14 protein-coding genes and 1 other RNA gene are annotated in these 13929 nt (G+C 63.6%); 10 read left to right on the top strand and 5 right to left on the bottom strand.

The window, feature by feature from the left end:
* On the bottom strand, positions 1-426 hold the full coding sequence (locus AC5P8D_RS10680) for a type II toxin-antitoxin system RatA family toxin (protein ID WP_010484449.1): 426 nt from the start codon (positions 424-426) through the stop codon (positions 1-3).
* Between the two features lie 57 nt (positions 427-483).
* Between AC5P8D_RS10680 and smpB the strand changes: the two genes are divergently transcribed.
* The gene (smpB, locus tag AC5P8D_RS10675) at positions 484-987 is read left to right on the top strand and encodes an SsrA-binding protein SmpB (RefSeq protein WP_010484447.1); all 504 of its coding nucleotides are present in this window, start codon (positions 484-486) and stop codon (positions 985-987) included.
* Positions 988-1113: 126 nt separating this feature from the next.
* Here the strand turns inward: smpB and AC5P8D_RS10670 are convergent, their stop codons facing one another.
* Together AC5P8D_RS10670 and AC5P8D_RS10665 are read right to left on the bottom strand one after the other, a co-directional pair.
* Positions 1114-1686 carry a hypothetical protein gene (locus AC5P8D_RS10670; protein ID WP_010484444.1) on the bottom strand — a complete coding sequence of 191 codons (573 nt, stop codon included), beginning with the start codon at positions 1684-1686 and terminating at the stop codon, positions 1114-1116.
* A 141-nt stretch (positions 1687-1827) separates the two neighbouring features.
* The gene (locus AC5P8D_RS10665) at positions 1828-2259 is read right to left on the bottom strand and encodes a GNAT family N-acetyltransferase (RefSeq protein ID WP_043399309.1); all 432 of its coding nucleotides are present in this window, start codon (positions 2257-2259) and stop codon (positions 1828-1830) included.
* 154 nt (positions 2260-2413) lie between these two features.
* Here AC5P8D_RS10665 and AC5P8D_RS10660 point away from each other — a divergent pair, with 154 nt between their 5' ends.
* On the top strand, positions 2414-4402 hold the full coding sequence (locus tag AC5P8D_RS10660; RefSeq protein WP_049454719.1) for an XVIPCD domain-containing protein: 1989 nt from the start codon (positions 2414-2416) through the stop codon (positions 4400-4402).
* A 139-nt stretch (positions 4403-4541) separates the two neighbouring features.
* Here the strand turns inward: AC5P8D_RS10660 and AC5P8D_RS10655 are convergent, their stop codons facing one another.
* Entirely contained in the window at positions 4542-4730 is a 189-nt protein-coding gene (locus tag AC5P8D_RS10655; protein WP_049454717.1) for a hypothetical protein, read from the bottom strand.
* Between the two features lie 319 nt (positions 4731-5049).
* On the opposite strand from AC5P8D_RS10655, the gene AC5P8D_RS10650 reads away from it, so the two are divergent.
* The 4 genes from AC5P8D_RS10650 to AC5P8D_RS10635 all read left to right on the top strand — a co-directional run bounded on the left by AC5P8D_RS10650 (position 5050) and on the right by AC5P8D_RS10635 (position 9238).
* Positions 5050-6111: a substrate-binding domain-containing protein gene (locus tag AC5P8D_RS10650; protein WP_495203299.1), complete on the top strand. Its 1062-nt coding sequence runs from the start codon at positions 5050-5052 to the stop codon at positions 6109-6111.
* A 264-nt stretch (positions 6112-6375) separates the two neighbouring features.
* Positions 6376-6768: a transfer-messenger RNA gene (gene ssrA, locus AC5P8D_RS10645) on the top strand.
* A 341-nt stretch (positions 6769-7109) separates the two neighbouring features.
* Complete coding sequence (locus AC5P8D_RS10640; protein ID WP_227200222.1) at positions 7110-8609, top strand: S8 family serine peptidase; 1500 nt, start codon at positions 7110-7112, stop codon at positions 8607-8609.
* Positions 8610-8752: 143 nt separating this feature from the next.
* A complete protein-coding gene (locus AC5P8D_RS10635; RefSeq protein WP_010484437.1) occupies positions 8753-9238 on the top strand; it encodes a hypothetical protein in 486 nt (161 codons plus the stop codon).
* Positions 9239-9252: 14 nt separating this feature from the next.
* On the opposite strand, the gene AC5P8D_RS10630 is transcribed toward AC5P8D_RS10635, so the two are convergent.
* Complete coding sequence (locus tag AC5P8D_RS10630) at positions 9253-9714, bottom strand: methyltransferase family protein (protein WP_049434929.1); 462 nt, start codon at positions 9712-9714, stop codon at positions 9253-9255.
* A gap of 153 nt (positions 9715-9867) precedes the next feature.
* On the opposite strand from AC5P8D_RS10630, the gene AC5P8D_RS10625 reads away from it, so the two are divergent.
* The 4 genes from AC5P8D_RS10625 (at position 9868) to AC5P8D_RS10610 (ending at position 13889) form a co-directional block, all read left to right on the top strand.
* Entirely contained in the window at positions 9868-11898 is a 2031-nt protein-coding gene (locus AC5P8D_RS10625; RefSeq protein WP_414614554.1) for an esterase/lipase family protein, read from the top strand.
* 84 nt (positions 11899-11982) lie between these two features.
* Positions 11983-12855, top strand: a complete 873-nt coding sequence (gene hchA, locus AC5P8D_RS10620; RefSeq protein ID WP_049483081.1) for a glyoxalase III HchA — start codon at positions 11983-11985, stop codon at positions 12853-12855.
* Positions 12856-12860: 5 nt separating this feature from the next.
* A complete protein-coding gene (locus AC5P8D_RS10615; RefSeq protein WP_019661232.1) occupies positions 12861-13565 on the top strand; it encodes a PA1136 family autoinducer-binding transcriptional regulator in 705 nt (234 codons plus the stop codon).
* An 87-nt stretch (positions 13566-13652) separates the two neighbouring features.
* Positions 13653-13889, top strand: coding sequence for a hypothetical protein (locus AC5P8D_RS10610; RefSeq protein ID WP_021203968.1), 237 nt, complete (start codon positions 13653-13655; stop codon positions 13887-13889).
* The last annotated feature ends 40 nt before the right edge of the window (positions 13890-13929 follow it).

Raw genomic sequence — 13929 nt, 5'->3', positions numbered from 1 at the left:
TCAGGCCTCGTCGGCAACGCGGATGAAGTCGTTGACCATGCGGTCGGCCAGGCTCTGGAAGCCCAACGCCAGCGCCGGCCCCAGCAGGCGCGAACTGGGCTCGAAGTCCAGGGTCAGGGTGACTTTGCAGGCATCTTCGGCCAGCGCATGGAACTCCCAGCGGCCATGCAGCTGCTTGAACGGACCATCGCGCAGCTGCATGTCGATGCTGTGCGGGCGCTGCAGGGTGTTTTCAGTCTGGAACCAGGTGCTGAACGAGCCCAGGCCCAGATCCAGGCGCGCTACCAGTCGGTCCTCGCCCTGCTCCAGGATCTGGGCAGCCGAACACCAGCGGAAACGGCGCGGATAGGCCTGGACATCATTGACCAGGTCGAACATGCGCGCGGCCGAATGTTCGACCAGGGCGCTGCGGCGGATAGTAGGCATGAATACAGGACGTTTCGGCAATCGACCGGGCGGGCCCGAATCGGAGACAATACGGAAATGAGCAAGAACAGCGGCAAGGATAAAGCAAAGAGCGCGACGGCCAACAAAACCATCGCGTTGAACAAGCGTGCCCGCCACGAGTACCACATCGAAGATCGCTTCGAAGCCGGCCTGGCCCTCCAGGGCTGGGAGGTGAAATCGATCCGTGCTGGCCGCGGCAACATCGTCGACGCCTACGCCTACGTGAAGGATGGTGAGATCTTCCTGATCGGCGCGCAGATCACGCCGTTGATCCAGGCCTCGACCCATGTCGTGGCCAACGACCGGCGCGATCGCAAGCTGCTGCTGCACCGGAGCGAGATCGACAAGCTGGTTGGCAAGGTCGAGCGCGATGGCTACACGATCGTGCCCACCGCGATGTACTGGAGCAAGAACAAGATCAAGCTCGAAGTCGCGCTGGCCAAGGGCAAGCAGACCCACGACAAGCGCGATGCCGCCAAGGACCGCGACTGGGCGATCGAGAAGCAGCGTGTCATGCGTCGCGGCAACCGCGACGCGTAAGGCGGTTGCGCATCACCCTGTAGAGTCGAGCCATGCTCGACTGCTTTGGCTGTCTGTAAAGCCGAGCCACGCTCGGCTTCGGCAAGAAGAGCAGCCGAGCGCAGGCTCGGCTCTACAAGACGCTGGTCACCCCGCCAGCATGCCCTGCCTGCGCACCCGCGGCGCCAGTGCCGCGTGCATCACCGCCAGATGCATCACCACTGCCAGCTCCGGCGCGTAACGATCATCGCCCGAGCGCCACTGCTGGGCCAGCTGTGCGGCATCAGCCGGCAGCAGCGCCAGCAGCTGCGCATCGTCCAGCGCGTCGGCCGCACCCTGCAGCCGGCGGGCCATCTGTCGCGACTGCCACACGTGCACACCAATGCTCAGGCTGGCCAGCGACATCAGCACCACGGCCAACCCGTGCTCGAACCACTGCGACAGCACTTCCGGCCCCCACAACAAGGCCGCCAGCACCGCCAGGCCAGGCAGGCGCCACCCCAGCCAATGGATGCGACCACGCTGCGACCAGTGCACCACCACCGCGCTGGCGACCAGTGCCGCAGCGGCCGTGGCCGGCAACTCGGTCACCCAGGTGGCCGCCAGCAGCACCGCCAGCACCGCCCATACCCAGCCCGGCGGCAACGCGCGTCGCTGGTAATCGGCACCGACCGGTCCGATCAGCTGCCGCAGGCTGCGTTGTTGGCTTGCATCGGTCACCCACCGTCTCCGTGTCTGTCCTGGCCTGGATGGTCGTCGCCAGTGTGTCGCAAATTCGTGCCCACGAAGTTAGCAATCCGCTATGACAGACGCTCTACAACAAGTTGCGGATTGACAGGACGCGCGACTCGCCCGCAGCACTCACCCCGCCGACAGATCCTTGCTGAGGAACACCCTGCATGTGCCGACCGGATCGCATGGCACCCGGCCGAACACGACCCATCCATGCTTCACATAGAAGTCGGGCGCCTGGAAGCTGAGGGTGTACAGCACGCCGGAACGGCAACCACGACGCCGTGCTTCATCCTCTGCGGCCTTCAGCACGCGCGATCCCAGCCCGTTGCCGCGATAGGCCGCTGGCAGATGGAACAGATCCACGAACCACAGGCCCAGTGAAGTTCGCCCGGTAAGCCCCCCCACCACCTCGCCGCTGGCCGGATCGGTGACCAGCACCGCGAGTGTGCGCCGATCGGCGTAACCCGCTGCGTTCAGATTGAACTGGTCCAGGCCACTGCCAATTAGGTCCAGCGCCTCGTCGCTGGGATCATCGGTTACGGCGACTTCAAGCGACATGGCGTCCTTCCATTGGCTGCAGATCGAGAGTCTGGATGCTATCAACCCCAATATTTTGCTGCTGGGGTCAGGCAGAACGGCCAACCGTCCCGCCCCCCATCAACCGAAGGGTGTCTATACTCTGGGCTGGCTCGCCTCTTCATAGGAAGTTCGCATGACTGCGACGGCCTCCAATCCTGACGATTCGATTGACCCCACCTACTCCGGCTCTAGCACTGAGCACAGTGCAAAACTGCCGGGTGACCGCGCTTCGATTACCCGGACCGCAGACGGCGCGGTAAAGGTTGCCGGACGTAGTATCGAGAAGACTCAGGCAGAGGTGGCTCTTGCAGGCGCCACGTTGAAGAAGGTGACAGAGGTAACGGGTACGGCAGGCGAGAACCGTATCGAGCGCGAACGCATCACCCAGTTCAGCCTTGAGGCGTCGGTTGCAGTTGGCGCACGCGCCGAAGTCAAAGGCAAAGAGCGTCTGGCTGGTATCGAGCTTGAAGCCGGATCGCAGGTGGGTGCCCGTGTGCGCTATCGCGTCTCCCTGCCTGACACCACCGCATCTGAAACCGGAAAATCCACTCCTGCAACGGCTGAGCAAGCTGCCAGAGTGAACCCCTTCAACCCTACCACGCTGCCGATTGGTGGCCGGGTGTTGCTGGATAGCCAGCAATTCCAGCAGAGTGAGTTGAAAGTTGCGTTCCGCCACATCGCAACGGTGAACCAGCTCACTGAAGCGGAGGGGGTCGGTGTCGCGATCAGCCGTTTGGACGAACACCATGTCCGGGTCGTTACGGGGCCCAACAAGGCGATCGAATCCCTGCAGGGCGTGGGCGTCGATCTAGGCATTGCGCGCGTGATGGCCGGTCGCCAGGATGCGCTTGGACAGTCCAAACTGCAGACCGCCGACTTTGACCTGCGCGACCCGGATGCGCGTGCGGCCTACATCCGAATGCTCGCAACAGGCCAGGTGGCCGATCAGACGCCGGGCGTGAGCAACGTGGCTCAGCTGGAGCGGTTGGACTACAGCTCCCAGCAGCGGCTGCAAGTGGGACTGGTCAATGACCTGGTGAGTGCCGATATCGCGGGGCGCCGCAATACTGGCACGGCGATCCAGAGCACGGCTCCCGACGGCAAGGTCACAGTCACCCAGCAATTGAGCTATGACGACAACGTGAAGCTGACGATTGTGCGCGCCTTCATCCGTGACGGAGAAACGCTCCGCGAGGACGTGGATGCGCGCAGGTATCAGTTCCTTGTCGACACGGATGTGCCGACCCCCGGCTTTATGGACAAGGTGGTTGGTGGCCGAAACGAAGCCGTTGAGGAGCGCAACATCGCCACCGGGTTGAACCTGGCTTTAACTGGATCGACCGAGGGCCCGGGACAGATCCGTCCCGGTGAAAAAGTCTCGGTCAGCTTCAGCGAAGCGCAGATGCAGGAATTCATGCAGCGAACCCAGAAGATGGTCGAGCGCCCCCTCGGACATCTCGATCCATTGGCAGGTATCGCTCGCGCTGGCTATGGCGACCAGCCGCAGCGCGATGGTCTTGAGTTCGCAATCGGGATAGCCCGTAGCCTGCAGGGTAATGCCGATCAGTTCGGCAAGCATCTACAGCGTGTGGCGCAGGACGGTGACCCGCGTGGGCCTGTCCACCCGATCAATGCGCAACTCACGCGCTCAGACGGCACGCTGCTCAATGCGCCGGTTCAATCGCAGCAGCAGGCTCCGGCCCCCCTTTCACCGGCTGGCCGCACCGCCACCCTCGATCCGCGCCATTCGGACCACGAGGCAAATGCCATCTACAAGCAGAATTTCCAAGCGGCAGAAAGACTGGCATGCACCCAGGGTGGATTGCCGGATCAGGCAGTTGAGCGTTTGGCGATGGCCGGAACCATCGCAGCCCAGCGGGCTGGGTTGAGTCAGGTGGATCACCTTGTGGTCGGAAATCGTGGCCAAGCTTTTGTCGTGCAGGGGGCACTCGACTCCCCGGCGCATCTGCGGGCGGGTTTCGATTATCAGACGGCGTTGAATACACCGATCGAGGACAGTTTCTCCAGATTGGAGGTGGCCTCTGAATCGCGTGCACAGAGCGATCTGCGTACTCAAGAACACGAGCATGAGACGCGACTGATGGCGGCGCGAGGACTATGACCTGTCTCCGGGTCAGCAGGGCTTGTGCTGTCCAGCGTCGCCGATGAACTGCCACTGGCGTATGCCTGGCCATAGCTGAATCATGCCGCTTCCAGCGGCGCCAGTTCCTGAAGGGGCCGCCGCGGCGGCCCCTTGGACCTTACAGGTCCGGCAGGCCCAATCGTCTCCGCAGCGCCGCCACTAGAATGATCGAGATCTGCGCCAACGCATCCTGATCGCGCGTCAGCTCGTCATACATATCCAGCAGCTCCGGTGGGATCTTTCCCATCCGGGCTGCCTTGAAGGCCTCCATCGAGACCACCTGAGCCTTATGGCGCTCATCTTCCATGTCCTTCTCCAGCGTCTGGCGGCGAGAGTGCCGCCCTCTGCATGCCTTGGACCCGCCTCCAAGCCTGTTGCAGGGAAAAGAAAAGCAGCACCACCATCCATGGACTGGCCCTTCTCCTCCAATGGCCACCGGTTCTCAGCGTGATGGCTTCACAGAAGGATGACCGTTTGATCTTCCACAGGATTTCTAAGCGGCATGTCATTGATTCAATCGAACATCGAATCGTCCTTCAGGGATAGGGGGGCTTGGAGGGTTCGAGCAACCGTTGTGCAACCTCCCTTGACGCCCCTCTGCAAAAGCGGCCCGCCAAGAGGTAAACGTGAAATCGATCAGGACCGCTTTGCTCGTTATCTCGTTGTCCAGTCCGTTCCACTTGGCTTACGCCCAGCCCCCAGTGCAAGGCGGCGGCGCCTCGGTACCGGCAAATCTCTACAAGGGATCAGCAGACAGCATTCTTCCAAACAGCTTCAGCTACGCCGTAACGGGCTCCGGCAAAGGGAAGAAAGCGTTTCTCAGCAATGATCCCAGTCTCTTCGGGAACATCGGCACAGTACATTTTGCGGCAGGCGATTCCGTTCTTACGGCGACCGAGTTGTCCGACTACACCAACGCCTACAACGTACCCACAACCAACCAAAAATATGGAGCGCTCATCCAGATTCCCACGGCGCTCGTACCAGTCGTGATCCCCTTCAACAAGCCCGGCGCGAAGCTTGACCTGTCCATCAACGATATCTGCGGTGTCTTCTCAGGCAAGATAGCGGACTGGTCTCAACTATCATCGGGTTTGTCGTCGGGCCAGAGTGGCCCGATCACTGTGGTTTACCGCTCGGAGAGCAGCGGTAGCACTGAAGTTCTCACGCGTTTTCTGTCTGCGGCATGCAAGTCGGTTGATTTGTTCGGGACTAGTCTCAAACAGCAAAGCAACTGGAGTGGATCGGCGCCGGGCTTCTCGATCCAGACGAGCTTCGCCGGCTTGTTCTCAAACAACACGGCGCCCTCAAACTTTCTCCCTGCCGTGGCAACGGGAGACACCTCGCTGCTTGATACCGTCAATTCTGGTAATGGCCGCATTGGATACACTGGCCCAGACTTGATGGTCAACCCGGACGATGCCACGAAAGTGGCCCGCGTGATTGGGTTCTCGCCCAAATATGTGAGCATCCCCGCAACGATCGGTGCCGTTAGTCCGCCCACAAACGTGTTGCAAGCGCCATTCGTTCATTCCTTTTCAATCACTACGGAAGCGCAGGTGATTCCAGCCAGGATCAAGGGCCCAATGACGCGACATTACGGGCGCACTGGTTCTACCCACTGGATAGGAGTTGGCGTGAGGCGATCCAGACACGATTCGCTCTTGCAAGTAGTTCGACCGGACTGAACAACCCGGACGCCTGCAATGGAATGGGGCGTCCCTAGCAGGGATGCGACATCACGACGTTGGAAAACAGGGGCCGGCTGTCATGCCGGCCTCTGCCCCGCTGCCTGCCTCTGGACAGCAGCGGCGGCTGAACGATTTCAGCGTCGGCCCTGACCGCGCGTGACTGTTCAGGAAGATTGCCGTAAGATCCGTTTCGTTGGGCAGGGTCAGTGTCAGCGTTTATGACGGCATTGGCCCCAAAGCCTTGCAGCACTTGAAGAAACCGGGGGTGCATTGGTTTCGACGGGGGTTGTGAAGTCGCCTGGCGCATGCCGAGGGGGTAGCTTTCCTCGTAAATCCAGCTGCAAAACTCTAGTTGCCAACGACGACAACTACGCTCCGGTCGCTCTCGCAGCCTAAAAACTGCGGTGCGTGACCTTCTGCCGACTTAGGCGGAGCCTCGAAACTGCTTGTGTCCATGCTCGCAGCGTAGAGTCATTATCATGGAATCGCGCTGGGCGGCTGCCTGTCAGTCCGGCACTAGAACACAACAGGCTGGTTCCCGGGTGCGCTTTGCACACCGTGCTGCTCGGGGATGAGATTCAACGGTGAGCTAAGCATGTAGTGCTGGGGATGGAGTGCCTTCGGACGGCGGTTCAATTCCGCCCACCTCCACCAACGAACGGTTCGTCAAGGACCGGAGAAGCCCGGAAATTCCACCAACGTGGGTTTCCGGGCTTTTTTATTGGCCGCCTCGCCTCGCCGCGGAGTTCACCGCCCAGGCGCAGTCGCGATCCGATGCCGTGAAGCAATGTCGACACCACGCATCTTCTCTCACCTTCGACATCACTAAATCACTTCAGAATTTTCCCAGCCTCCCATTGGGGGGGATGTGTCCGCGAAGCCGTTCGCCCCTGGTCGCCATCAAGAGGAGACCACGGAGCACCCGCACCCTTCACATGAAGCCGCGCCCGAGGGCACGGCCTGTTCGACACACCTTTCACAAAGGAACTGTATCCATGCGTACGTCGCTTCGGGTTTCCCTTGCCAGCGCCATCACCCTGGTTCTGGTCAGCGCCCCCGCCTTCGCCCAACCCACCGAACGGGTATGGACGCGAGGCATGGCCAGCAACGAGCAGTACAGCAGTTTCATCGTCAAGTACCGGGACGGCAGCAGCAAGCGCGTTTCGGCCACCACCGCACAGGATGCGCTGAAGAAGCGCCTCGGCATCCAGCAACGCAGCAAGCGCTCGATCGGCGCTGCGCCGGCCCCAGCCGTGACCCACCAGCGCCGCATGGGCGGTGGCGCCGACGTCGTCACCACGGACAAGGCACTGGATCTTCCGGAAGCGCAGATCCTGATGCAGCGCATCGCCGACGATCCGGACGTCGAGTATGTGCAGCCGAACTACATGATGAGCGCGTTCGCCACACCGAACGATCCGCGCTACGGCGAGCAGTGGCACTACAGCAATCCGACCAGCGGTGCGCGCCTGCCGGCCGCGTGGGACCGCTCCACCGGCCAGGGTGTGGTGGTGGCTGTGGTCGATTCGGGGTATCTGAACAACAACGACCTGCAGGCGAACCTGTTGCCAGGTTACGACATGATCTCGTCCACCCGCCCGTTCAGTGATTGGCAATGCATCATCGGGGGAATGAATCCCGGCTGTGGTGGCTCCGACGATGGCGACGGACGCGACGCCGATGCCTTCGATGCCTCGGGCATCGCTCACGGCACCCACGTCGCTGGGACGGTCGCAGCGGTGACCAACAACCAGATCGGCGTCGCCGGCGTGGCCTACAACGCGAAGGTCGTGCCGGTGCGCGTACTCGGCAACCAGGGCAATGGCGGTTCCGCCGACATCATCGACGGCATGCTCTGGAGTGCGGGTATCAACGTGCCCAACGTCCCGGCCAATGCCAACCCGGCTGAAGTCATCAATCTCAGCCTCGGCGGCCGCCGGGCCTGCTCGCCGGCCGAGCAGGATGCAATCGACGACATCACCGCGCAGGGCACGATCGTGGTGGTCGCCGCCGGCAACAGCAATCTGGATGTGTCCGAGTTTGCTCCGGCGAACTGCAAGGGCGTGATTGCGGTTGCCGCCAACGATCAGGGCGGTCGTCGTGCGTTCTACTCCAACTACGGCGCAGGCATCCACATCACCGCACCCGGTGGTGAAACCTGGTCCTGCCGCGCGTCCGTCGGCGAGTTCCTGCCGCTGGCCACGCCGCCGAACCAGACCAACTGCGCACCGACCCGCCAGCATCCGGCACAGGGCATCCTGTCCACCGTGGGCAACAACGCCTTCGACTTCATGTCCGGCACCTCGATGGCGGCGCCGCACGTCGCCGGCATCGTCGCGCTGATGCAGGCAGTGGCGCCGGTGCCCAAGACCACCGACCAGGTCAAGGACATCCTGCGTCGCACTGCGCGCCCGATCGCGGCAGCAAACTGCCCGGGGGGTTGCGGGCCAGGCATTGTCGACGCCGCAGAAGCGGTGAAGGCGGCCAGCAACTGATGGCATGGCGCAGCGGCCCGGCAAGGTCGCTGCGCCTTCGTCGCGCATCCGATCTGTACACGCAGGCAACATCAGCAGGCCCATAATCCGGTTCCGCGCCCGGTGCCGGGCGCGCTGCTCCGTCACGTACAGAAGGACCTGCAATGAGAACCAGAAACACCGCGTTCGCCGTGGTCATGACCGCTCTGGCCGCGAGCTCGGCTACCCACGCAGCCCCGCCTGCCATCGCCCCCGCCGGCACCGCAACGCTGGAGGCCCTGCTGGCCTGCAAGGCAGGTTCGAACTTCAGCGAAGCCGAGGCCATCGATGCCCTGCAGGCAGCCGGCCTGGCCAGGAAGCCTGGCGGTACGTTCGAGCCGGAAACCACGCCAGTCGCCCTGTTCGGCGGTACCGTCACCCATGCCGATGTGAATGTCGCCGAGGGCGAGAAGAGCGTCTTCGTCTACTTGAACGGTGTCGATCCGAAGCGCCTCGCCAAGACCTGGTCGGTGACCACGGTCAACGAATACGCCAACACCGAAGAGCCCTCGTACGTGAAGCGCATCGACAAGCGCCACACCCTGCACGTGATTGCCGGTGACGATTACGAAGGTTATTCCGCCGCCGTGAAGTGCCAGATCGCGCCGTAACGGCCTGACCCGCGCTACAGCCAGCGTCGTACTCGCTGGCGGAAGGCTGCGTACGCCCCAGGAAAGCGGGCCGACAGTGCCCGCTCTTCCGGTACGATCTGCCACCGGTTGATGTACAGCACGAACAGCGGCACAGCCAGCAGTGCGGCCAGGTTCTGCAGGTACAGCATGGCACCTGCCAGGACAGTGGCCTGCCCCAGATACATCGGGTTGCGCGTGTAGCGGTACACGCCGTGCGTGACCAGCACGCTCGACGCCGCCGGCCGCAAGGGGTTGACCGTGGTGCCCACGCGCCGGAAGGCCAGCTTCGGCAGCAGGTTCAAGACCACGCCGAAGACCATCACCAGACCCGCAAGCAACTCAGGCATCGGTAGCTGCAACGCCCCGCCCGGCTGCCATCGGCTGCCCATATAACCGATGGCGGCACACAACAGCATCGCAAGAGGCGGAGGAACACGGGTCTCAAGCCATCGCATCGCAGCCCCGCGTTCATCCTGTTCACCCCAGTGTCACACGGAAATGCCTGAATCGCCCGGTTGGCGGCACTTCCGCACTCCAAACCGACCGCCCGGTATCTTCCGCTTTGACATGCCGACCGCTAGAGTGGCGCCACCGCGCAGGAGGATCGTATGGCAACCACGGGCTTGGGCTTCATCGGCCGCACGACCCTCATCATCACCGTGTTGCTCACCCTGGGCGGCTGCGCCACGTTGCGCCAGTTCGGGCCGTCGGTGCAGGTGGCCTCGGTCAGCCCCGGCCAGTACATCGCCCTGAAGCGCGGCGACATCCTCACCACCGGCAAGCTCAGTTCGGCCACCATGGAAACCCTGCGCGTGGCCGGTCTCGACGAAGGCGTCTGCGCCAAGCCCGGCCTGCCCTGCATCGAGGCCATGGAAGGCAGCATCGTGGTGCGCGAGGAGGACAAGCGCTCAAGCCTGGCCGAGCTGTGGCTGCAGTATGCGATGACCCTGCCCGCGCCCAAGCGCGAGTACTCCACCTCCGGCCGTGCCAAGAGTGCGATCACCGAACTGGATGCCGACTTCCAGCCGCGCCTGGACGCGTGGATGCAGGTCGCGCGGCAGGCCTACGCCTACCTGTTCTTCACCGAGCGAACGGCCAACCAGCGCGGTTTCGAGGACCGCCAGACCCAGGTGCGCGACTACTACAACCTGGCCGTGCAGGAAGCCTCGGTGCAGCTGTACAACGCGTATGCCACCGGGCGCGTGCACAGCCAGGCCAGCCATTTCCAGCTGGGCCGCTGGACCTTCGTGCTGGCACCTTCAGGCGAGGCATCGCCGCTGGATACGCGTACCCCCACCGAACTGGTACCGGCGGCCTCGCTGTCGTTCACCGGCACGCTGCGCAGCGTGCATCGCCGCGATGGCTTCGGTGCCGAACTGGTGGCCGTGATGGAGGATCCGGCCGCCACCACCGCCACCACCGCCACCACGCCGCCGGCCACAACACCCGCCGCGCAGGCCGCCACACCGGTGACGCAGAGCTGGAGCGAGATGCCGTCGCCATCGATGACGGTACTGCTGCGCTTCTCCGGAAAGAACCTGTGGGAAGTGCTGCACGACGACGAGCCGGAACTGGAGATCCACGATCCCTACCAGGTCACGGAAGTCACCCTGCATGGGCAGCAGGTGCCATTGGCCGCGAACTTCACCGCAGGCTACGCATTGTGGCTGGCGCGCTCCAACTTCAGCCACCAGTCGCTGCGCTCGCTGTTCGGCGGCAAGGGCGGCATCGACACGCCGCATCTGTACATGATGCAGCCCTACGATCCGAACCGCCGCGTGCTGCTGATGATCCATGGCCTGGCCAGCAGTCCGGAAGCCTGGGTCAACGTCGCCAACGAGCTGATGCGCGACGACGAGATCCGCCAGGACTTCCAGGTCTGGCAGTTCTACTACCCCACCAACATGCCCATCGCGATGAGCCACGATTCGATGCGCCACACGCTGGATGAGGTGTTCAAGCATTTCGACCCCAGCGGCAAGGCGCAGGCTTCGCATGACATGGTGCTGGTCGGGCACAGCATGGGTGGGGTGATCGCGCGGCTGATGATCTCCTCTTCCGGCGATCATCTGGTCGACACCCTGCTGGAGACTGCGCAGATGACGCCGGCACAGCGTGAACTGCTGCGTACCAAGGGCGCACCGGTACTGACCTTCCTGCCGGAGCCGGAAGTATCGCGCGTGGTATTCATCGCCACGCCACACCGCGGCACCGATGTGGCGGGCACCCGCCTGGGCCGCTGGATCGGTCGCCTGGTGCGGTTGCCGCTGACCGTGCTGGAAGACGTCGCCACCATCGCCAACGACGGCCAGATCGATCGCAACGACGGCAAGCACGGCTACCAGATGAACAGCATCCAGAATCTGGACAAGGACGATCCCTTCGTCCGCGCCGTGGCCGACCTGCCGATGTCGCCGAAGGTGCACTACCACTCGATCATCGCGCGGGCCAAGGCCGATGGTCCGCTGGAAAAGACCGACGACGGGCTGGTGCCCTACTGGAGCTCGCACCTGCCGCACGCGGATTCGGAGAAGGTGATCGTGTCCGGGCACAGCGTGCAGGAAGCCACGCCGGCCATCGTCGAACTGCGGCGGATCCTGCATGAGGACATGCAGCAACACGGGAACCAGGCCAATTAGCCGTGGGCAGCTGAGGGAAATCCCTCATCGCGCGTGCGCACCCACCCTCCTATGCTGGCCTCACATTTCCCGCAGGAGGTCTGCATGAACACGCAAGAGCCCAGCCGCCAGCCCAGCCCCGACCCGGCCGAGCGCGATGCCTTCTTCCCGTCGCCCTACTCGCTGTCACAGTTCACATCGCCCAAGAGCAACCTTTCCGGTGCCGACTACCCGGATGCGCGCCGCGATGGCCGCTGGAAGGTGCTGATGATCGCTGCCGACGAACGCTATCTGCCAACTGCCAATGGCCACCTGTTCTCCACCGGCAACCATCCGGTGGAGACCCTGCTGCCGATGTACCACCTCGACAAGGCCGGCTTCGGCATCGATGTAGCCACGCTGTCGGGCAACCCCGCCAAGTTCGAGTGGTGGGCATTTCCAAACGAGGACAAGGAAATCGGCGGGCTGTACGAACGTTATGCCTCGTGCTTCCGCCAGCCGCTGCCACTGGACGAGGTGGTCGCCGGGCTCGATGCAGATTCGGACTATGCGGCAGTGTTCATCCCCGGTGGCCATGGCGCCCTGATCGGACTGCCGCAGAGCCGCGCGGTGAAGTCCGTCCTGCATTGGGCGATGGCCCAGCAACGCCACATCATCACCCTTTGCCACGGTCCGGCCGCACTGCTGGCCGCGGGCGTGGACGAGGCCGATGGCGGTTCGCTGTTCCGCGGCTACCGCATCTGCGCCTTCCCCGATGCGATGGACCGGCAGACGCCGGAGATCGGCTACATGCCTGGACAGTTGCCGTGGTTCTTCGGTGAGCGCCTGGCACAGCGGGGCGTGCAGATCGTCAATGACGGCATCGATGGCAGCGTGCTGCAGGACCGCCTGCTGCTGACCGGCGACAGCCCGTTGGCTGGCAATGCGCTGGGCAAACTGGCTGCACGCGCCCTGCTCGACGCCTTGGCCGGGCGCTGAGCCGGATGACCGAGCTGGTGCAGGCGCTGCTGGAGCTGGAACGCGCCCGTTCGCTGAGCGCGGTGGGTGCAGTCCTGCGAGGCATCGCGGCACCGCTCGGCTTCGACCGCGTGCTGGTGTTTGCCACCGGCACCGGGCTGGAGCGGGGTACGCAACGCGTGTACTGGATCGAGGGCGACTGGTTCGGCGATGGCAGCGATACCGACCTTGCGCGCTACCTCCACGCCTGCCCCGTCAATCGCCACGTGCTGGACAGCAACGCGCCGTTCTTCTGGAGCAAGCGCCTGGGCGTTCGCGGCGAGCGCTACCAGGTGGTGAAGCAGCCTCGCGGCGAAGGCCTGCATGGGCTGCAGGTGCCGGTGTTCGGCATCACCGGCCTGGAAGGCGCGGTCAGCGTTGCCGGTACGTCAATCGACGCGTCGGCCAACGCGCGCCTGCGGCTGGAAGCTGCTGCAACCGCAGCATTCCGGGCCGCGCGCCGTCTGGCCGAATCGCCTGCCGAGCGTTCGGGAAGCGCACTGAGCAACCGCGAGCGCGAAGTGCTGCGCTGGGTCGCCGCCGGGCGCCGGCAAGCTGAGATCGCGGCCACGCTTGGGCTTTCCACGCGCACGGTGGAGAACCACCTGCGCCACGCGCGGCAACGGCTGGGTGTGGCGACCACCGCGCAGGCAGTGCGTGCCGCCAGCCGTCGCGGCGAGATCGAAGACTGATCGCGGCGAGGCACTTCCGGATCTCTGGTTCGCGTGTTACACACGCCATGCGCATGTGCGCGATTGCAGAAAGCAAGGATGATGCTTATGAAACTGCAACTGGCCGCGATGGCCGCATTGATGTTGGCATTGGGTAGTGGGATACCGGCGACTGGCCACGCGGCCGGGTCCCCCGGATCGACGACCGATTGCGTGCCCGTAAGACTTGGGCCCAACCTCGTGCATCAGCGCTGCACCGTCACCCGCACTCTGGCAGACGGCACCGTTTTCACGTCGGTGTACTGGATAGACGAGAACGGTCAGTGGTACCTCCCGGCAGACTGATCTGCATCGGACACCGACTACGGCTACAAGGAGTGTGATC

It is taken from the genome of Stenotrophomonas sp. YJH_SMC_101-4 (assembly GCF_059370395.1).
Note: the sequence above shows the minus strand (reverse complement) of the source record. Positions and strands in the feature narration are given on the sequence as shown.